The sequence below is a fragment of the Pseudomonas sp. GW821-FHT07B01 genome, from assembly GCF_059419065.1.
This window is the reverse complement of sequence record NZ_JBWKRA010000005.1, coordinates 46,751-68,017: the sequence shown is the minus strand read 5'-3', so window position 1 is coordinate 68,017 and position 21,267 is coordinate 46,751. Positions and strand designations below refer to the sequence as shown.

The following is a 21,267-nucleotide window of genomic DNA, read 5'->3' as shown; positions in this document are numbered from 1 at the left end:
TTGATGGCGATCATTGTCGGCAGAGGGATGTCTTGAAACAAACTCATTTTTTTCTAGATCATCACAAGATTTGCTCATGTTTAGGTAGGCATGATATTAGCGGCGCTACTGTGGGTGTTTGTGGTGCCAGAGCCGGCGTCATCGCGGCCTCGCTGAGGCTCGAGCGCTCCCACAGTGGGACGGGTGATTCTTATGAACGGTCATACTTACGCCCTATGCTTAACGTGGCGCGCAAAATCCGCCGGCTAACCTTTCGATCTGTTCCAAGTGCGGGCACAATGCGTGTCCTTTTTTGGCAGGCACCGCCGCAGGCTCTCAAAAATGATCAAAACGCCGTACTACCTCATCGATAAACAGAAGCTTCTGGTCAACATGCAGAAGATTGCCTACGTGCGCGAACAGTCCGGCGCCAAGGCTCTGCTGGCGCTCAAGTGCTTTGCCACCTGGTCGGTATTCGACTTGATGCAGCAATACATGGACGGCACCACCTCGTCGTCGCTGTATGAGCTCAAGCTCGGTCGCCAGAAGTTCGAAGGTGAAGCGCACGCCTACAGCGTGGCCTGGGCCGACGATGAAATCGAAGAGATGCTGGAGAACTGCGACAAGATCATCTTCAACTCCATCAGCCAGCTGCAGCGTTTTGCCGAACGCAGCGAAGGCAAGACCCGCGGCCTGCGTGTGAACCCGCAGGTGAGCAGCTCTGACTACCTGCTGGCCGACCCGGCGCGCCCGTTCAGCCGCCTGGGCGAGTGGGACCCGGTGAAGATCGATGGCGTGATCGATCAGATCTCCGGCTTCATGTTCCACAACAACTGCGAGAACGGCGACTTCAGCCTGTTCGACAAGATGCTCGGCACCATCGAGGAACGCTTCGGTGCGCTGCTGCATAAGGTCAAGTGGGTCAGCCTCGGCGGCGGCATCCATTTCACCGGCGAAGGCTATGCACTGGATGCATTCTGCGCACGGCTCAAAGCGTTCTCCGAGAAGTACGGCGTGCAGGTCTACCTGGAACCCGGCGAAGCGGCGATCACCAACAGCGCCTCCCTGGAAGTCACCGTGCTCGACACTCTCTACAACGGCAAGAATCTCGCCGTGGTCGATAGCTCCATCGAAGCCCACCTGCTGGACCTGCTGATCTACCGCCTCAACGCCAAACTGGCGCCGAGCGAGGGTGAACACACCTACATGGTGTGCGGCAAATCCTGCCTGGCCGGGGACATCTTCGGCGAGTATCAATTTGATCGTCCGCTGGCCATCGGCGATCGGCTGTCGTTCATCGACACCGCAGGCTACACCATGGTCAAGAAAAACTGGTTCAACGGCCTGAAAATGCCGTCCATCGTAGTGAAACAACTCGACGGTACAGTCGAGGTGGTTCGTGAATTTGGTTACGACGACTACCTGTCCAGCCTGTCCTGAGCTGGCGGATAAAGGAGAGATAAAGCAATTGAAAAAGAACGTTCTTATCATTGGTGCAGGAGGTGTCGCCAAGGTGGTGGCCCACAAGTGCGCGCAGCACAACGACGAACTCGGTCGTATTGCTATCGCGTCGCGCAACATCTCCAAATGCCAGGCCATCATCGACAGCGTCAAGGCCAAGGGTAGCCTCAAGGTTCCCGCCGATATCCAAGCCTTCGCGCTGAACGCCCTGGACGTGGAAGCGACCAAGGCCCTGATCCGCGAGACTGATTCGCAGATCGTCATCAACGTCGGCTCCGCCTTCCTCAACATGTCGGTACTGCGTGCCTGCATCGACACGGGCGTGGCTTACCTCGACACCGCCATCCACGAAGAGCCGGGCAAGGTCTGCGAGACCCCGCCGTGGTACGGCAACTACGAGTGGAACCACCTGCAAGAGTGCAAACAGAAGAACATCACCGCCATCCTTGGCGTGGGCTTCGACCCAGGTGTCGTCAACGCGTATGCCGCGCTGGCGCAGCAACAGCATTTCGACCGCATTGATTCGATCGACATTCTCGACGTCAATGCCGGCTCCCATGGCAAATACTTCGCCACCAATTTCGATCCGGAAATCAACTTCCGCGAATTCACCGGGCAGGTGTGGAGCTGGCAGAACAGCCAGTGGACCAGCAACACCATGTTCGAAGTCAAACGCACCGACGACCTGCCGGTAGTTGGCTCGCAGAACCTCTACCTCACCGGCCACGATGAAGTGCACTCGCTGTCGAAAAACCTCGACGTGCCCAACGTGCGTTTCTGGATGAGCTTTGGCGAACACTACATCAACGTGTTCACCGTGCTGAAAAACCTCGGCCTGCTCTCCGAACAGCCGGTCAAGACCGCCGAAGGCCTGGAAGTGGTGCCGTTGAAAGTGGTCAAGGCCGTGCTGCCCGACCCGTCTTCGCTCGCCCCGGGCTATACCGGCAAGACCTGCATCGGCGACCTGGTCAAAGGTACCAAGGATGGCCAACCGCGTGAGATGTTCATCTACAACGTGGCTGATCACGAAGAGGCCTATGCCGAGACCGACAGCCAGGGCATCTCCTACACCGCAGGCGTACCACCAGTAGCCGCTGCGCTGCTGGTGGCGCGTGGCGAGTGGGATGTGAAGCACATGGCCAACGTCGAGGAACTGCCGGCTGAGCCGTTCCTCAAGGCGCTGGATGTGATGGGCTTGCCGACTCGGATCAAAGACGAGAACGGTGATCGGGCCTGGGATGCGACGGCCTGATAGGCCATAGCTGACCGAGCAAAAGAATGCGCCCCAAGGGGCGCATTTTTTGTTTGGGCTCACCTACAGTTCGAAGAACAATGAGGATCAAAATGTGGGAGCTGGCTTGCCTGCGATGGCGACCTGTCAGTCAATGATTCTTCAACTGAACCACCGCTTTCGCAGGCAAGCCAACTCCCACAGAGAGAACGATCTCAAAACACCGACCACCCAATCCGCTCACTCAACAATTCCAACGCCTTCATCCCCGCCAGCGAGTTGCCCGCTGCGTTCAACTCCGGCGACCATACGCACACCGTAAACTGCCCCGGCACCACCGCGACAATTCCGCCGCCGACCCCGCTCTTGCCCGGCAGGCCCACGCGGTAGGCAAAGTTGCCCGCCTCGTCGTACAAGCCGCTGGTGGCCATGATCGAGTTCACCTGCTTGGTCTGGCGCGCCGTCAGCACCTGCTCGCCACTGTGGGCACTCACGCCTTCATTGGCCAGAAAGCTGAACGCTCGGGCCAGGTCCAGGCAGCTCATCTGCAACGCGCAATAGTTGAAGTAGCTGTGCAGCACCGCGTCCACATCGTTATGAAAGTTGCCGAACGACTTCATCAGGTAGGCCATGGCCGCATTGCGCGCACCATGCTGGGCTTCCGATTCGGCCACGACGCTATTGACCAGGATCTGCGGGTTGCCCGACAGGCGCCGTACAAAGTCGCGCATCGACAGAATCGGCACGGCGAAGCGTGACTGGTTGATGTCGCAGATCACCAGCGCGCCAGCGTTGATAAAGGGGTTGCGCGGGCGGCCACGCTCGAATTCCAGCTGCACCATGGAGTTGAACGGCTGCCCCGAGGGCTCGTGGCCCAAGCGCTCCCAGATGGATTCGCCGCCATGGTCGATGGCCTGCACCAGGCTGAAGACCTTGGAAATGCTTTGCACCGAAAACAGCGTGTCTGCATCTCCAGCGCAGTAGGCCGTGCCGTCGTTGCCGTATACCGCGATGCCGAGTTGGTTGGCGGGCACGTCGGCCAGCGCGGGAATGTAATCGGCGACTTTGCCGAGGCCGATCAAGGGGCGCACTTCGTCGAGGATCGACTCCAGCAGCGCCTGCATAGCTTGTCCTGTCATCTTTGTTCGAATCAGTGGTAAACGAGGCGCGGAGGATACGTCAATGGGCGCGCAACACCCACACAATCTCTACCACCCGCTCGGCAATCACCACGTAGATCAGGATCAACAACAGTTGCAACGCCAAGTGATAACGCAATTTGGCCAGGCGGCGAATGCCGTCGCTGACGTTCAACAGCATCAGCACCGTCGACAGCACAATCAAGCCCCAGCCCGCGACGCTGGAGGCGAAGATACCGATCAGCAACTCGCGCGGTCCCACCAGCGCGTTGGTCCCCGCCGCAAACAACAACGCGCAGACCAACAGGTTTTTAACATTGTCGAAAATCTGCGTGCTCAGGTCGTTTTCCAGCAACGCCAGGTACCGCGTCCATAAAGTGCGCATGCTTGAATACCGAGTGGGAAGGCTCGTCAATCAAGGTAGTTCAATTGTGGACGCTGTCGAGCTTTGGCCAGGCTCAGAAATGCGCCACATCCGACACTTCTGTATCCAGCACATCCTGGGCCAACGCCCAGGCGCGATCCTTGGACTCCACCACCAGCAGCGGGTAACCCCAGGCCTTGCCGAACGTCACGGCAAAGGGCTTGAGGGCCAGGCGCTTGGCAGCGCTGGGCTCCACCTGGATCATGCCTTTGACGTAGGCGCGCAAGGCAGCCTTGTTTTTCTTCATCCAGATAGACGCGCGCTTGCGCTCTTCGTGGGCGTGTTCATGACTGTTCTCATCCACGGCTTTTTCGTGCAGCAGCAAGAAGGGCTGCTCACGGGCCAGCAGACGTTCGAAGGTCAGGAAGGCGTCTTCCGGCGCACCTTCGCTAGGCGCGTCGAAAAAGATTTTCACCACCGGGAAAGTTGAACTGTCGAGTCGCATGGCAAAGCTCCTTTGATGAGATTGGTTCTCATCATAGAGCGCGTGGCGCTGGACAGCATTGCACAGAATAGCCAGAATGTTTCGCAAACCAGCCAAGGCAGTCCCCACTATGGTTCATCACCGCCTCGACCATTACGACCCCTGCCGGGTCCGCGACGCCGCCGCCATCCCTCGCTCGATTGTTGCAGTGGGCGCCTCGAGTACGTCCGAACGCTGGGAACATACCCCTCACCACCATCAACACGGGCAATTGATCTACACCTTGCGCGGCGTGGTGCATTGCGTGATCGAGGCGGGTATCTGGATCGTGCCGCCGCAATGCGCATTGTGGATTCCCGGCGGTGTGACCCACGCGGCCCGTGGAGCTGGCGAAGCAGATGTATATTGCCTGTTGATCAACCCGGACGCCGCCAGCGCCCTGCCCCGGCAATGTTGCACGCTGTCGGTGTCGCCATTGCTGCACGAATTGATCGGCAAGGCGGTCAGCTTCCCGCAGCTCTACGACGAAGACGGCGCCCAGGGCCGCCTGGTGGCGACGTTACTCGACGAGCTGGCCCAGGCCCCCATCGAAGCCCTGCATTTGCCGATGCCCCAAGACCCCCGCTTGCATCGGCTGGCCAACAGCTTATTGGCCAACCCCGGCGATAAATCCACCCTGGGCGAATGGGCCGTGCGCATCGGCATGAGCGAACGCAGCATGACCCGCCTGTTGTTGGAAGAGATCGGCCTGAGCTTCGGTCGCTGGCGCCGGCAGTTGCATGTAATCCTTTCACTGCAGCGCTTGGCCAACGGCGAAAGTGTGCAGAGCGTGGCGCTGGACCTGGGTTATGAAAATGCCAGCGGGTTTATCACCATGTTCCGCAAGGCCATGGGCCAACCGCCGGCGCGTTACCTGGCGGACCGTGCCAGTACCGTCGGGCCGCACAGCAACGCGTCAACTATCGCCTTGACGTGAGGTTTTGATGATCGTTCCCACGCTCTGCGTGGGAATGCCTCGTGTGCCGCTCCGCGTCACGCTTAGGGACGCAGAGCGTCCTGGGCTGTGTTCCCACGCAGAGCGTGGGAACAATCCATTCGACTCAGTTCTTGTAGTCGCTATCGGTACGCTCAAGCTGGCGCACCAGCGCATTCCAATGCCGCGCCACGCCCGGGCCTTCGCCATTGCTGAACACCTTGGCCTGCTGCTCGACTTTGGCCACCACCTCTGCGGGTGGGAAGATCAACTCGGCATTCCCCGCTGCCTGTGCCGCAATCTGGATGTTGCAGGCCCGCTCCAGGCTTTGTAGTTGCTGGAAGGCATGCTCGACGCTGACGCCGCCAGTCAACAAGCCGTGGTTGCGCAGGATCATCACACTCTTGTCGCCCAAATCCGCCACCAGCCGTTCACGCTCGTCCAGGTCCAGCGCCACCCCTTCGTAACCGTGGTAAGCCACACGCCCCGAGAATGCGATAGCGTGCTGGGAGATCGGCAACAACCCCTGCTTCTGCGCCGACACCGCAATACCGTCGCGGGTGTGGGTGTGCAGCACCGCTTGCAAATCATGGCGTGCGCCGTGGATGGCACTGTGGATCACATAGCCGGCGTAGTTGATCCCCAGGCCCGTGGGGTCATCGACGATGGTGCCGTCCAGATCGACCTTGACCAGGTTGGAGGCGCTGATTTCGTCGAACAACAGCCCGAAAGCATTGATCAGGAAATGCGCCTCGGGCCCTGGCACCCGCGCTGAGAAATGCGTGTAGATATGATCGGTCCACTTGTACAACGCCGCCAGTCGGTAGGCCGCGGCCAACTTGACCCGCACCTCCCACTCTTGCGGTGTGACCCGCTGGCGCACATTGCTCAAGACACTGGAAATCGGCGTGACGCTACTCATGGCAAATCTTCCTGGATGGCCTAAGGGGACTTCCAGGCAAGACTAGGGGATGGTCATAAATAATAAAAAGCACATTTTAATCTAAGCTAATTATTATATTTATTTATAAAAAGCAGCAGTGGCAGCGTTCAGGCCACCACGGGAGCAAGCTCCCTCGCCGCCAATCAACTCCGCAGGTTCAACGCCCATTGTTGAGCTTTTCGTTGATTGCATCCGTTTGCCGTTCAATGTCCTTGATCGAGGTCGGCGTCACGACTTTGTCGATGGTGTCAGTCTTGGGGTTCGCAGGTTCAAGCGTCTGCCCTTTGGTGGCCTGGGCATTACCTTTTTGCGCATCTTCAGAGCTGACGGGGTCGGGGGTTTTATCGGCGGTTTTACGATCAGTCACAGTGCAATCCTCCTGGCAGTGGCAGGCCCCTGAGATGGCGGCCCTATGCAGCAGAACCCTGCGAATCCGGATTGGTTCAAGTCAATTGCCTCGCCTCACCACTGGGCAAAAAAGCGCAAAAAAATTTAAACCTTTTACCCGCCTCTCGATTCAACAGTCAGGTACCGGCATCCCGCCATTTCCAAGGAGAGACACCATGAAAACTCGACTGATGAAACCGATGGGCCTTACCTTCATGCTGATTGCAGGCTCGATTTCCACCGCGATGGCGGCGACCTCCAACGACTTTGTCGACAACGCCGCCGAGGGCGGTATCACCGAGGTGGAAGCGGGCAAGCTGGCCCTGGAAAAAAGCAGCTCGGCGGACGTAAAGACCTTCGCCCAGCATATGGTCACAGACCACACCAAGGCCAATCAGGAACTGATGGCCCTGGCGAAAAAACTCGATATCGAAGTACCCGATGACGCCGCGCTCACCGACCAGGCGAAGAAAGCCATCCTGGAAATGCGCGATGAATCCTTCGACAAGGCCTATGCCAACAACCAGGTAGCGGCCCATGAAAAAACCGTCGAACTGTTCAAGAAAGAAGCGGCCTCCTCGGACAATCCCGAGCTGAAAGCCTTCGCCACCAAGACCCTGCCCACCCTTGAAGCCCACCTGAAAATGGCCAAGGAACTGCAAACCAAATACGCCCATTAAACCATCCATGACCCAAGGAGACACTCGACCATGAGCTCGCAACTCAACGGCAAGCACATCCTCGTCATCACCTCCAACACCGGCATCGAGCGCGACGAGTTGCTCAAGCCTCTGGAGACGCTGCGTGGCTACGGCGCGACCGTAACGCACGCCTCCAGCAAAGGGGGCACTACCCAAACATTTGTCGGCGACACGGAAAAAGACCAGACCGTGGAATCCGACGTGCAACTGTCGGATGTTGTCAGCGCCGACTTCGATGCGCTGGTCATCCCGGGCGGTACAGTGAATGCCGATACACTGCGCCAGGATGCCGCCGCGCTGCGCTTGATCAATGAGTTCGTGCAGGCCGGCAAGGCCATCGCGGCGATCTGCCACGGGCCATGGACCCTGATCGACGCTGGCGTGGTCAAGGGCAAAACCCTGACCGCCTATAAAAGCGTGCGCATCGACCTTGAAAACGCCGGCGCTGCCGGCGTGGTGGATGCCGAGGTTAAAGAGTGCCAGGCCAATGGCTGGACCTTGATCACCTCGCGCACGCCGGACGATCTACCGGCGTTCAATGAGGCGATTGCCAAGGCCGTCGGCGGCTGATCGGTTGACCGCAATGAAAACAGGCGCCCCATGGGCGCCTGTTTTTTATCACTCACCGCTTCAGCTTTTACGCTGCTGCGCCATTTCACGCTTGGGTCCGAACATCGCCCACGCAATCAACCCCAGCAGCGGCACGAACACCAGCACCACGACCCACAACCCCTTGGTCTCCCATCCGCCAGTGCTGCGCAAAACGATATTGATCGCCCAGAGTTCCAAGAGCAGCAGAATCACCGCCAATACGATCCAGATATATTCAATTTGCATGATTCACCTCCTGAAGTCTAAGCGTTAGGTCAAGCAGATGCCCCAAGGGTTCCATTAGAATTTTCCTGGCCACACTTTATGGCCGCCCGTTGCGCTGGAGCGTCAGCAACCGGTTGTGCGTTGTGCAATCTCAACGCGGCCCGACCATGCAAGCTGCACGACCGACAAGCGCACATGAAAATATAACCATCTGATTTTAAAGATGATTTATAACCATAAAAGTTGGTACGCCTGATGCAACCTTCCTCACCACGAGGCGTGCACTTCGACACGCCCGCACACCCCCGTGAGGTTACCTATGAATGCCATCGACCTGCTCAAAGCCGACCATGAACGCGTCAAGACCCTGCTGACCCAGTTGAGCGAATCCACTGAACGCGGGGTGAAAAAGCGCACCGAGTTGCTGGCCAAACTTGAAATGGAAGTCACCCTGCACACCCAACTTGAAGAAGAAATCCTCTACCCCGCGTTCAGGAAAGCGGGTGGCAAGGAACAGGACATCATGTACCACGAAGCCAAGGAAGAGCACCGTACCGTCGACTCGCTGGTCCTGCCGGACTTGAAAAAGACCGACCCATCTTCCACCGAGTTTTCCGGTCGCGTCAAAGTGGTCAAGGAGCTGCTTGAGCACCATATCGAAGAAGAAGAAACCGAGATGTTCCCCCAGGCCAAGAAACTGCTGGGTAAGGCGCTGCTCGAAGAGCTGGGAGCCGAGATGGAAGCGATGAAGGCCGCGCACAAAAAAGCCATGGCGAAAAAACCGCTGGCCGCGTAACGGCTGCCTCCTCGTAGCAATGTTCGCGCGACAGTGACCCACAGGCCCTGTCGCGCTATCGAGTTGCACCGATGATTTCTCCTCGCTCACTCAGCGATCCGGCCGACCGAGCCGGCCTGGCGCCCCATGCTAGCGTGCCATTGCCCTTGGCAGTGGCCGGGGGCTTTCAGGAGATTCATCACAATGGACACGCACTCCCCCACCTATACCCACCTGTTCAAAGAGGACTGGCACCTGCTGTGTTCGGCCTCTTCCATGGCGGCAATCGACTCCCCGATCGCCTACCTGAAGGCGTTATACCTGTTTGCCCAAGCGCTGGAAAAAAGCGGTAAAGGCAAACAGCCCAAGGTCACCCTCGACCAGCGACGCCCCGAACTCAAGACGCTGCCCCTGGACGAACGCAGCCTCAGCGCTGTGATTCCTCAACTCTCGATGATCAACGAAACCCTGTCCCGCCAGATTGACGCTCACCTCAAAAAAACCCCTCGTGAATACCGCGGTCGCTCACTTGATGAGGTGCTCGGCAAGCAACGTTTCCCCTTCGTGCTGCCGTTCGAACGTGCGCATCGGCAGTGTTGGCTCGGTTTGTCCGGCAACAAGCCACAATTGGGCGAACTCAGTTACCGCATCAGCCTCAAGCTGCCCACCAGCCAGCGCGCGCAAAACACTTACGGCGTGGTCAGGCACGAGGCCTATGAAGCGCAACGTTTGCTGTCCGGGCTGAGCCCTGCTCAGCAGGTGTTATTGACCGAGCCTTTTTTAAAAAGATCAGGAGACGTACAGGCAGAGGATTTTTTTACCCAGCACTATGGCACCCAGCAGCAGCCCCTTGAGGAGTTGCCCCACTGGTTGCAAAAAACCGGACTCACCGCCGATCAGACCGAAGCGCTACTGGCCTGCGGCAAGTATGTGCCGGTACTGTCGAGCAATGTTCTGGCAAGCGCCCTGCCAACGCCGCCGGCCAAGCTGCGCCTGCACGACGGTGCCGCGTACGTGAACGGGCCGATCACCGAGGCTGGCGCGACCCAGTCGCCCCTGTCGATCACTACACCGGACAAGGGTGCTGCGCGCCTGCGCAATACCTCATGGGAACGTTACCAGCGCCTGCACCGAATGATCCGCCTGCAACGCTGGACGCAATTGCCCTTCGACGCACTCGACGCCCTGTCAACGAGCGTCGTGCGGCGTGAACACGAGGGCGACCCGGCGCGGCCCGCCAACGACAATACCCTGCGCGCACTGGGCGTCTATCGCTATCTGGAACGCCGCTACAGCCTGTCATTGCAAGCCTTTGCCGCCGTGCTGGATGAAATACCGGTGTGGGCACCCGGTACTCGCCTGTCGCTGTACGACCAGTTGTTCAACCCCGGCCCGTTGCCAGGCCAGGCATTGACGCTGGACAGGCCGACCCTGGCGTTGAGGGAGGAAATCCCGACAACCCTGCGCCACCAGCTCTGCACCGGCCTGCACCTGAGCGACACCCCGGCCTCGTTGCACTGGCTGATCAAGCAGGCCCGCCTGCATCTACCCGCTGCTTGCCCGACGCTTACGTTTTATAGCGCGCTGTATCGCCAAACCCGGATCGCGCGGATGTTCGGGCTGTCAGTGCTCGACAGCTACCATATGGCGGCGCTGCTGGGCGGTAAGGATTACACCACCCAACTGGTCAACCCGAGCCTGCGTCGCTCGGGCGTCAATGCCCCTGCCGACCTGCTCGATGTGCTGATGCAAATGGACTGGCTGGTCCGCTGGCTCAACGACACGGGTCAAACGGTTGATCAGCTTCGTCGTCAACTGCTATTGGATGCCCAATCCCCACCGCCCCACGTGCAGACGTACATCACCCAACTCGATGAGGTGGTCGAACTGACTCGGCATGGCCTGTTGGCGCAAGAAGACCTCGCTGACCTGTCATTGCCCCAGCCCGAGCCTGACACCAAAGCGGCGCCCATTGCCTGGCATGCCCTCATCGTACAAGGGCTGCTGCACAGCCAACCGCTGCTCAAGCCCGCGCCGCCCAAAGAACTGCCCAATGGGCTGGTGCAGCTTATCGAAGCCCAGACGCTGAGCCTCAACCCAGAACGCAACACGGCTCTGCACAGCGATGCCAAACAGGCAGTGACCAAGAAGCTCGACGCGTTCTACCAACAAATGCAGCCGCTGAAAGCAAAAATCGACACGCTGCTCAACGCCCCCTCACACCTTGCCAGTGACCCCGCCGCGTACCTGCAATGGCGCAAACTCGTGGTTCGGCAAATTGCCCGAACCGCCACTGCCGAATCCACCACGGAGTTGCACAATAATGTATTGCTGAGCCTGCCGGATGCCGAAGTGTCCTTGGGGCTGGCAGTGAGCCGTGAGGCCTTGCAGGCCTTCGTGCTACATCCGCACTGGCTGAGCCCGGACCACACCGCGGCCTCGCTGCTCAAGCTGACGCTGAGCACGCTGTACCTGCTGCAACGCTTTGCCCATTGCCTCAGCACCTACGGACTGGCCCAGGACAGCGTGCTCGCTTATTTGCAGCGCGCCAATTCACCCTCCGTTGAAGGCTCCGCCGTATCTCACGATGGGGCTTGCACTTCGCAACTGGCCGCATTGCTCAAGTGGGATGTCGATGAAATCAACCTGCTCGTTGAATCCCTGCCTGCCAAACAGGTGAAGACCCTGGCCGACCTGGACTGGCTCCTGCGTTGCCATGAAGCCGTCAGGCTCACCGGCCTCTCCGCCAACGCCTTGCTCAAGGCTGCCGACCTGCATGCCACCTTGATGAATGAAGACTGGCAACACGTTGGCTCTGCATTGATCGCCACAGCCCCCTAACCCCGTTGTATTTCGCCTGGTTCAAGGAATGACCATGTCTGACACCCTCACCCAACACCTCAACGAACACCTGCGCGACGCGATGCTGGGGTTCTACCTCAACAGCGTGCTGCCTGAAGACACGGCAGTGGCCGATACCGTCAAGACCGTCGACGATGTCTATACCTATTGGCTGCTCGACCCCCAGGTCCGCCATACGGTGCCCACCACCCGTGTCGCCAGCGCCATTGCCAGCCTGCAGCAGTACATCACAGGTATTTACCTGGGCCTGGAGCCCGGCTACGACGAACAGGGCATGAGCGCTGACGAGCAGATCGAGTGGCGAGACCAGTTGCTGTCCTATTCACTGTGGCGTGCTCACCAGCAACTTCAGCACTACCCGGCCACCTACCTGAGCCCTACATTGCGCCATGGCAAAAGCGACAACTTCAGGCAACTGGAGAACCAGCTCAACCAATTTCGTATCGAGCCTGCGCCGCTGCAGACAGCCGTCCACAGTTACCTCAGCCGCTTCGAAGCACTTGCCAACATCAAGACCCTCAATGGTTATATCGATGGTGATAAAGACAGCTTTGCCAGCAGCACTTATTACTTCACCGGCAAGTCCAGTCCGGAAAACACCTATTACTGGCGCACGCTGAAAATGGCCTCGGGCGACGCGACCACTCCGCCAGTCTGGTCCTCCTGGCAAAAGATCCCGCTGTCGATTGACGATAACGTCCCCGAACAGACGATTCGCCCGGTGGTGTTCAACGGGCGCCTCTTCGTGGTGTGGGCCCAATGCATCAACCCGACGTCGTCGTCGAGGGACATCACCCCGATCGGGCGCGGTGATGTTGAATCGGAGAAGGAATACCAGCAACGGCTGGAAACCCGGATAAAGACCACCTATCTACAGTTGCGCTTGTACTTTTCCTATAAAAAACTGGATGACAGTTGGAGCGTGCCGCAGGCCTGCATTCAGGAATACAGCCTGGCACAGGGCCTGGATGACTTGAGCTCGGAAGACCTGATGAGCGCCACTGCGTCCATCGCCGTACTCGATTCAAAAAGCCAACCGCCGTCACTGTTCCTGGGCCTGAGCGCACAGCCGAACCATCAAACGGCTTCCTCGCACAACGGCATGCATAGGCATTTCTTTCAAGCGGTACGGCTGGATCAGCACTTCAACGTCCATTGGCTTGAAACCCAGGGCAGCACTCGGCGGATGTTCTACTGGCATAAAGAGGCTGAACTGGCTGGGCGCTACCTGGCCCTGTTCGGGCACCACAACAGGGCCAGATTTCAATTCAGGGCGCCCGACACGGTCCAGGTCAAAGTCCACTCCCTGACCAACGACGCGCCCCATGGCACCACCCATGGCTGGAACTACGAAGACAATCAACAGCATATCCGCAGTCTTTCGGCTGAGAGCGATATTCGGTTCAACCGAACAACGTCAGTACTGGAGGTCACCACCCGCCTGGCGAAACGCTTCGAACCGCACCGCACTGTCAGGTTCAGCAAGTCAGACGCACTGGTCAATTTGACCATCACCCTCAGCAGCAGCGGTCCTGCCCAGAACGAGACGCTGGCGTTAGGCCCCACCGCCGAGATTTTCCTGGAGGGCGCCAAGCTGGCAACCTTCTCCAACGTGCGCATCGACTTGGCCCTCAAGTGCAATGAGACCGGCGTCAGCTATGCCCAACTTATAAAAAATGCTGCGAATCAGCCGACGACCTTTACCCTGCCGCAGATTGAAAAAGATGAAGAAAACCCGAAAAGCACGACATTCAATCTGCGCGACCAACGCATTAGCCAAGAAGCCTTCGACTATTTTTTCAATACGCCAGACGCCACCTATACCGTCACCCTGTCGTTCTACAACAATCAGGCGCAGACCAGCAGCCATGCCTACGACTTAGTATTGGACAAGGTTCAGGTCCAGCAGAAACAACGTCTGTACAAACCCGTGTTGATGTATCCCAAACAGGGACACAGCGCTTTACCGGAAAGCCCTCACCGCAATAACACGGTACTCGTCGGCCTGGCAGACGCTTCTCGGCGCACCCTGCGCGACACGTTCACTGAACTCTCCGAAACGCACACGCTTGAGGCGCAGATCGAACTCTCCCCCACGACCTTGCACCCCTACGACGAGGACTCCACTGACACGACGGCTTCCACATTGACGCTGATTCACGGCGTGTTGCTGCTGGAAAGCGATGTGCATTACCCCGACCCCATCATCCTGGGCTACGCGCTGAAAACCGCGACCTTCACCCTGCCGCCCGATAACAGCACCCCCATCATTCCACTGGCTCCGTTTATCCGGCGCCTCTCTACCCCGCCCTATGGCACGGCAGAATTCATTGACTTCGACGGGTCCACGATCGAGTCGATCGATAAGCCTGAAAACAAACGAGCGCCCATACGCACCAACACCTGCGTGGCCGGGCTGCTGGCAAAAACCGCGGGCGCAGGTTTGCATGAGCTGTTTGCCTTGGCCCCGGATGCCTGGCGCGAGCCGCCATTGCCAGGCGAGGAAAAGCCCAGTCCACTGGACTTCCACGGCCCCCATGGCACCTATTACTGGGAGTTGTTTCTTTACCTGCCCTGGCTGTTGGCACAACGCCTGAACCAGGAGCAGCAATACGCCGACGCCGAAACGTGGATACGCTACGTGTTCGATCCCGTACACCCATCCGGGTTCTGGCGCCTGCCTGCGCTGCTTACCAGCGCACCACAGCGCCACAACGCCTCTTCCCTGCCCCACCCATTGGCGACAAGCAGCGCGGTACATTTTCGTCAGGCGCTGTACCTGTTGTACGTCGACATCCTGCTCAATCGCGGGGATGCGGCGTACCGGCAAATGACCCGTGACAGCCTTGCCGACGCCAAGTTGTGGTACATCCGCGCCAAGGGTTTGCTCGGTCCAAGACCGCCGCTCAACCCGGTCGATCCCTGGGCAACCACGACCCTGGACAAACTGCAAAACCCTTCCACCCTCGACAGCACGACAGTGCCTGCGAACACCTCGCGGCTGTGTCGGTCCCTGAGCCCTGACTTGCTGCTGCGTTGGGACAAGATCGAATCTCGCCTGCACAACCTGCGCCATCACCTGGACCTGACCGGCAAACCCTTGAGTCTGCCGCTGTACGCCGCGACCCTGACGCCTCAAACGCTGCTTGCCGCGTACCAGCAAGGTTCGGTCGGCGCCAGCCTGCGCCCGTCGCTGCGCACCGCCCAGGCCGCGCACTATCGCTTCCAGGTGCTGCTGGGACACGCCTTGCAAGCGGTCGACAACCTGATCCAGTTGGGGACGACCTTACTATCGTTGTTCGAACGCAAAGAGCAGGCCCAGTACCTGGAAACCCAGCAGCAGCAAGCCTGGGACTTGGCCAGGCTGGCCGTCGAGCAACAGGCCCAGGCCGTACAGTTCGATGCGAGGAACCAGGAGGCGCTGCTGGCAGGACGCCGCATGGTCGAAGCGCGGGTGGCGTTCTTCGAACAGCAGCTCAAGCGAGGCATCAGCCCGGCCGAGGCCCAGGCCACCCAGGAGTACCAAGACAGTGCGCGCTGGGACACCGCCGCCGCCGTGGCACAAGCCGGCGCGGGGCTGGCGATGCTGATACCGAATATTTTTGGCACCTCCAACGGCGGCGTGCGCTACGAGGGCGCTTTTCACGCCCTGCACGCGACGGCCCAAGGCATTGCCAATGACAAGCGCGCCAATGCTGCCCACCTGGACCGCACCGACCTGTTTGCCCGACGCGCCGCCGAGTGGGCCCATTCGTTGGAACAGGCGCGCCTTGAGCTGGCCCAGGTCGACGCCCAGCTGCAGGCTTACACCGAACAGCAAGCCCATACCCGCTTGCAACTGGGCCTGGCCCAGACCAGCCTGACCCAGGCACGAAGCCTGTACGACCAGCTCGGCAAACGCTTTACCAACGCCCAACTGTATCAATGGCTCAATGGCCAACTTTCCACTTTCTACTACCAAGCCTATGACTCGACCCTGTCGCTGTGCCTGGCGGCCGAGGCCTGCTGGCAGGAAGAACGGGCTCAGTGGGACAAGCACTTCATTCAAACCCAGCATTGGACCCATCAATATCGCGGCTTCAGCGCCGGCGAAGCGCTCAAGCAAAATCTACTGAGCATGAGTAACGCCTACCTCACCCACAACGAACGTTTGCTGGAGATCACTAAAACCGTGTCGCTGCGCCATCTGCACAGCCAAGACCCGATGGCCACGCGCGACATGCCCTGGGCCGCGCTTAAAGCCGAGCTGGTAAAAACCGGCACCTTGACCTTTGAACTGACCCTCAAGCTGTTTGACGACGACTACCCAGGCCATTACCTGCGGCGTATCAAGCACGTCAGTGTGTCCCTGCCCGCCACGCTGGGGCCCTATGAAGACATCAAGGCCATCCTGACCCAAACCGCCAATACCACGCACCTCAGCCCCGCGACCAGACACACCGAAGCCGCGGTAAAAAAAGACCTGCGCGCCAAACAGCAAATCGCCCTGTCCAGCGGGCTCAACGACAGCGGATTGTTCACCTTGAACTTCGACAGCGACGAGCGTTACCTGCCGTTCGAATACACAGGAGCGATCTCCACCTGGCAACTGACCTTTCCCAACCATGCCCGGCAAAACGCCCTGCTCGAATCCCTCACCGATATCATCGTGCACCTGCGCTACACCGCTAAAAACACCGGAGGTCAACGATGAGCGTGCGGCCGCCCGAACTCTTGGAACCGAAGCTTCCTGCGCTGCCCAAGGGCGGTGGCGCCATCCAGGGCCCCGGCGCGCAATGGGGTGCCGTGGGCACACGGGGTGAGGCGTGCCTGGAGGTGCCCTTGCCCATTTCGCCGGGCCGTGGCTTCACGCCGGCCCTGAGCCTGGGTTATCGCAGCGCCCTAGGCAACGGGCCCTTCGGCCTCGGCTGGGCGATGTCGGCAGGCGCCATCAGCCGTGATACCCGCAAAGGCGTACCGGCCTACGGTGATGACGACCGTTTCATCAGCCCCCAAGGCATCGACATGATCCCTGAGCGTGATGCCGACGGCGCAATTCAGGCCACCACCTGGGACCACTATAACGGCCTGGCCCTGGATGAACCCCACCGAGTGGTGCGCTATTTTCCGGTGATAGAAGCGCGCTTCGACCGTATCGAGCATTGGTCTTGTGACAGCGACAAGGCCGGGTTCTGGCTGGTTCAGGGGGCCGACGGCTGCGTGCACCTGTTCGGCAAGACCCTGATCGCACGCTGTGCAGACCCGAACGACGGCCTACGTGTTGCCCAATGGCTGTTGCAGGAAAGCCTCAACCCTTTGGGTGAGCAGATCTATTACCACTACAAACCAGACGACCAGCCGCCAAGCGCCGCCAGGGACTATCGCGCCCAGCGTTATCTGGCACGGGTGTGCTACGGCAACCTCAAGCCCCTTGAGCATCTGGCGCTGTGGCGCGCGGACGCCCTCGCTGACAAGCAGTGGCACTTCGAACTGCTGCTGGATTATGGCGAACGCCACACCGGCCTGAGCCAAGTGCCGACCTATGCCGAACAACACGCCTGGCCGGTCCGCAACGACCCGATCAGCAGCTATGCCTATGGCTTTGAGCTCGGCACCCTGCGGCGGTGTCAGCAAGTGCTGATGTTTCATTACTTCCCCGACGAGCCGAGCCTGGGCGTCGAGCCGGTGCTGACGCGGCGCCTGTTGCTGGAGTACACCCATCGCCACGCCATCGGCAGTTGCCTGAACGCCTTGCACAACCAGGCCTTTGACGCCCAAGGGAACGCCAGTGCCTGGCCGCCCCTGGAACTGGCCTACAGCGCCTTCATGCCGACGCTGGACGCCGCGCGCTACCAAGCGTTCGACGCCATGGCGGGCATCAACGACGGGCAGCATTATCAACTGGTCGACCTGTACCGCGACGGTTTGCCGGGCATCCTGCACCGCACCGATAAAAGCTGGTACTACCGCGAGCCGCTCAGGGCCCCCGGCCGGGCCAGCAGCAATGCGCTGATCTATGGTCCATGGCAGGCCCTGCCACGCATCCCCCTCGCCGATACCGCCCAAGCCACGCGCCAGGCACTGGCGGATCTTGACGGCGATGGGCATCTGGAATGGGTGGTGGCGCAACCGGGGCTGAGTGGTTTTTTCAGCCTCGACTCGCAGCGGCAATGGTCGGGTTTCGTGCCTTTTGCGGCGATGCCCCAGGAGTTTTTCCATCCCCACGGGCAACTGGCCGACCTGATGGGCAGCGGAAGGCTGGACCTGGTTCTGATCGGCAGCCGCAGCGTGCGCCTGTACGCTCAGCGCCAGGACGGCGGGTTTGATCCTGGCCAGCAGGTGCGCCATGCGCCCGACGATGAGGGGCTGCCCACCCTCAGCCATTCGCCGGCCGAATTGATCGCCTTTTGCGACCCCCTGGGCAGCGGCCAACAACACCTGGTGCGCATCCGCCATAACGAAATCAAATGCTGGCCCAACCTCGGCCGTGGGCGCTTCGGCAAAGGGTTTGTCTTCGCCACACTGGCGTTCGACCACGCCAGCTTCGATGCCGATCATATTCGCCTCGCCGACCTGGACGGTTCAGGCGCGGTGGACTTGATTTACCTGGCGCCTGAACACATACAGATCTATATGAACAGCGCCGGCAGCGGGCTGGCATCGGAGCCACTGACACTGCGTTGGCCCGAGGGTGTGCACCATGATGCGACATGCCAGGTCAGCTTTGCTGACCTTCAAGGCCTGGGCTGTTCCAGCCTGATTCTGAGCGTGCCGCACATGACGCCCCAGCACTGGCGGTATGACTTCGTCAGTCTCAAACCGTATTTGTTAACCGCCACGCTCAACAACCGGGGGGCCATCACCCAACTGAGCTACCGCAGCAGCGCCCAGGAATGGCTCGACGAAAAACAGCACGGGCAACCCCTGGGAGTGCCCCGAGGCAGTAGCCTTGCGTTCCCGGTACAGGTGGTCAAGCGGCAACAGCAAAAGGACCTGGTCAGCGGCAACCGCTCCACCCAGTATTTTCGTTACCGGCAAGCCTGCTACGACCGTGAGGAACGCCAGTTCATCGGCTTTGGCCTGGTGTTGCACACCGAACAACCTCCTACGGCCGATGCGCCGCCTGGGGTGTTGACCAAACGCTGGTTCCACACCTTTGAGCCCTCTCAGGAGGCTTTTTACCCGGGCGACCCGCAGGCGCCCGCGCTGGGGCCAACCCTGCTGGGCCAGTTGGAGGCCGGGCGCACAGGAGATACGCTGATCGCTAAGCCCGGCGCAACCACCCGCCGCGCGATGCAGCGTGCATTGGCGGGTAGCCTGCTGCGTGAAGAGGTGTATGCCGCCGCCGATGCGCCACCACAGGCAGTGCCGTATTCGGTGCAGCAACAGCGCTATTTCATACGCCAATTAAGCCCTTCGGCCAAGGCCGGCGAGCCGGCGGTACTGCTGCCACTGTTGCTGGAGTCGCTGACCTGCCGCTACGAGCGCCAACCGGACGACCCGTGCTGTCGGCACATCCTCAATCTGCGCTGGGACCGCTACGCCGGCAATTTGCACAGCGTGGTGGTCGACTATGCCCGTCGCAAGACGGTCAGCGACGCCCCACCGCCGGGGCCAGCCCACGAGCAGCAGTGGTGGCGTGACGCACACGATTCGGCGCAGCAGGTGTATTACCTCAACGAAACCCGTGCCCACTTCATTCACCTGGACGCCGCGCAGCGCTGGCGCTTGCACTTGCCCTACCAGCAACGACGCAACGTGCTGGTACTGAGCAAGGAGGCGTTAGCAATTGAAAAAATAAGCTATGAACACTTCATTGCGCAGGGCCCGTCCGCTCCACTGGGAACAGCTGCCCAACGCAGGCTGGGGGGGATGTCGGTGCAGCACTACTGCGTGGCGGAGCACACCGAACCCTTGCCGGCCGGCACCGCGAGTTTTCAGGCGCTGCCCGCCTATATCGAGACAGCCGAACTCGATCAGAAAGCGCTGGAGGTGTATGAGGGCCGCCCTGTCACTGCCACGCTGAGTGCACAGCACTATCGGGCCATGGCCGCGTTCCTGTCACCGGCCCCCGGGCAGGACGAGGCCATCACCCTGTGGTCGCTCGGCCAGGGGTACACCCGTTACGGCCAGGCTGAAATGTTCTATCGGCCTCGTCGGCATCAGGCGAGCCTGAGCCATGGGTTCACGCAGTCCGAGTACGACCGCTATGGGCTGTACATCATCAAGGTGCAATTGGCGGACGGCTGCACGACCCAGGCGCAGTACGACTACCGTCTTGGCCTGCCGGTGACGGTGACTGACGCACAGCGTACGCAACGCTATGCGCACTACGACGCCCACGGGCAGCTGCTGGCGACCGGCCTCAAGGGAGAGGAGCAAGGAAAGCCCGTCGGCCGTGACGCCCCAACGCCCTTCATCCGCACGCCCGATACAGGCCCGGCGCAGGCCCTGGCTGATCCGAGGGCGGCGTTGCTCAACGCTCAAAGCGCGTGCTTCTACGACGTGCTCAGTTGGATGGGGCACATTCCACCCGCCAGCATCCAGGCGCAATGGGTAAGCAACGGTTACCTGCTGCCCAGCGGGCATATTCGTGCCTCGGCGTTGGCACGCCTGAACAGTCTGAGCGCTCCGCTCCCCCATCATCAAACCCTCAAACGCCTGATTCAGGCGGCCAGGCAAGTGCCGGTGCACGTCGTGGTACTGCACGCCGACCGTTGGCAAGGCACGTCGCAACCCCCGCAGATCCAGGTAGCCCTCGCCTTCAGCGACGGCTTTGGCCGCGTGCGGCAAACCCAGGAACAGGCGCAACCGGGCCCGGCCTTTGCAGTCGATGACGCCGGTATGTTGAGCGCGGGTGTCGAGCCAATCGACGCCACTCGCCGTTGGCGGATCAGCGGCCGTGTGGAGTATGACAATCAGGGTTGCCTGGCGCGCACCTGGCGACCTTACTTTGCCGACCGTGCCGGCTATATCGACGACGCGGCCTTCAACACCTTGCGCCCCAGTGAGCAACATTTTCATGACGCGTTGGGACGCTTGGTGCGCGTGGTCAATGCCAACGGCGACACGCGGCGCCAGACCTACCACACCTGGTACAGCATCACCGAAGACGAAAACGACACGCACGCGCCGGCCTGACAACAGAGCCGGGCCGCTACACGGCCCGTGCT

General features: G+C 60.2%; 15 protein-coding genes. 9 read left to right on the top strand and 6 right to left on the bottom strand.

Features of this window, described 5'->3' with window-relative positions:
- Nucleotides 1-321 precede the first annotated feature (321 nt).
- Entirely contained in the window at nt 322-1,419 is a 1,098-nt protein-coding gene (locus AC07S6_RS07620) for a carboxynorspermidine decarboxylase (RefSeq protein WP_032896982.1), read from the top strand.
- A gap of 28 nt (nt 1,420-1,447) precedes the next feature.
- Nucleotides 1,448-2,692 (top strand): saccharopine dehydrogenase family protein, encoded by a 1,245-nt coding sequence (locus AC07S6_RS07615; protein ID WP_032901677.1) that lies wholly within the window; start codon nt 1,448-1,450, stop codon nt 2,690-2,692.
- A gap of 194 nt (nt 2,693-2,886) precedes the next feature.
- Here AC07S6_RS07615 and glsB read toward each other — a convergent pair whose 3' ends face one another.
- From glsB to AC07S6_RS07600, 3 genes are all read right to left on the bottom strand, one after another.
- The gene (gene glsB / locus AC07S6_RS07610) at nt 2,887-3,795 is read right to left on the bottom strand and encodes a glutaminase B (RefSeq protein WP_014718789.1); all 909 of its coding nucleotides are present in this window, start codon (nt 3,793-3,795) and stop codon (nt 2,887-2,889) included.
- Between the two features lie 55 nt (nt 3,796-3,850).
- Nucleotides 3,851-4,195: a hypothetical protein gene (locus AC07S6_RS07605; RefSeq protein ID WP_014718790.1), complete on the bottom strand. Its 345-nt coding sequence runs from the start codon at nt 4,193-4,195 to the stop codon at nt 3,851-3,853.
- A gap of 73 nt (nt 4,196-4,268) precedes the next feature.
- A complete protein-coding gene (locus tag AC07S6_RS07600; RefSeq protein ID WP_014718791.1) occupies nt 4,269-4,679 on the bottom strand; it encodes a hypothetical protein in 411 nt (136 codons plus the stop codon).
- 109 nt (nt 4,680-4,788) lie between these two features.
- Between AC07S6_RS07600 and AC07S6_RS07595 the strand changes: the two genes are divergently transcribed.
- The gene (locus AC07S6_RS07595; RefSeq protein WP_197881989.1) at nt 4,789-5,634 is read left to right on the top strand and encodes an AraC family transcriptional regulator; all 846 of its coding nucleotides are present in this window, start codon (nt 4,789-4,791) and stop codon (nt 5,632-5,634) included.
- 124 nt (nt 5,635-5,758) lie between these two features.
- On the opposite strand, the gene AC07S6_RS07590 is transcribed toward AC07S6_RS07595, so the two are convergent.
- A complete protein-coding gene (locus AC07S6_RS07590; protein ID WP_495112005.1) occupies nt 5,759-6,553 on the bottom strand; it encodes a class II aldolase/adducin family protein in 795 nt (264 codons plus the stop codon).
- Between the two features lie 178 nt (nt 6,554-6,731).
- Nucleotides 6,732-6,941 carry a hypothetical protein gene (locus AC07S6_RS07585; protein WP_057977469.1) on the bottom strand — a complete coding sequence of 70 codons (210 nt, stop codon included), beginning with the start codon at nt 6,939-6,941 and terminating at the stop codon, nt 6,732-6,734.
- A gap of 196 nt (nt 6,942-7,137) precedes the next feature.
- Between AC07S6_RS07585 and AC07S6_RS07580 the strand changes: the two genes are divergently transcribed.
- Both AC07S6_RS07580 and AC07S6_RS07575 read left to right on the top strand, forming a co-directional pair.
- A complete protein-coding gene (locus AC07S6_RS07580) occupies nt 7,138-7,641 on the top strand; it encodes a DUF4142 domain-containing protein (protein WP_020303039.1) in 504 nt (167 codons plus the stop codon).
- 30 nt (nt 7,642-7,671) lie between these two features.
- Nucleotides 7,672-8,232 carry a type 1 glutamine amidotransferase domain-containing protein gene (locus AC07S6_RS07575; RefSeq protein WP_197881991.1) on the top strand — a complete coding sequence of 187 codons (561 nt, stop codon included), beginning with the start codon at nt 7,672-7,674 and terminating at the stop codon, nt 8,230-8,232.
- 60 nt (nt 8,233-8,292) lie between these two features.
- On the opposite strand, the gene AC07S6_RS07570 is transcribed toward AC07S6_RS07575, so the two are convergent.
- Nucleotides 8,293-8,499 carry a PLDc N-terminal domain-containing protein gene (locus AC07S6_RS07570; protein ID WP_032896961.1) on the bottom strand — a complete coding sequence of 69 codons (207 nt, stop codon included), beginning with the start codon at nt 8,497-8,499 and terminating at the stop codon, nt 8,293-8,295.
- Between the two features lie 298 nt (nt 8,500-8,797).
- Between AC07S6_RS07570 and AC07S6_RS07565 the strand changes: the two genes are divergently transcribed.
- From AC07S6_RS07565 to AC07S6_RS07550, 4 genes are all read left to right on the top strand, one after another.
- Nucleotides 8,798-9,274, top strand: a complete 477-nt coding sequence (locus AC07S6_RS07565; RefSeq protein ID WP_020303041.1) for a PA2171 family ribosome-binding persister protein — start codon at nt 8,798-8,800, stop codon at nt 9,272-9,274.
- Between the two features lie 183 nt (nt 9,275-9,457).
- Complete coding sequence (locus tag AC07S6_RS07560) at nt 9,458-12,094, top strand: Tc toxin subunit A (protein WP_495112004.1); 2,637 nt, start codon at nt 9,458-9,460, stop codon at nt 12,092-12,094.
- A 34-nt stretch (nt 12,095-12,128) separates the two neighbouring features.
- Nucleotides 12,129-16,808 carry a Tc toxin subunit A-related protein gene (locus tag AC07S6_RS07555; RefSeq protein WP_495112003.1) on the top strand — a complete coding sequence of 1,560 codons (4,680 nt, stop codon included), beginning with the start codon at nt 12,129-12,131 and terminating at the stop codon, nt 16,806-16,808.
- A complete protein-coding gene (locus AC07S6_RS07550) occupies nt 16,805-21,235 on the top strand; it encodes a SpvB/TcaC N-terminal domain-containing protein (RefSeq protein ID WP_495112002.1) in 4,431 nt (1,476 codons plus the stop codon). Before AC07S6_RS07555 ends, AC07S6_RS07550 begins: the two co-directional genes overlap by 4 nt.
- The last annotated feature ends 32 nt before the right edge of the window (nt 21,236-21,267 follow it).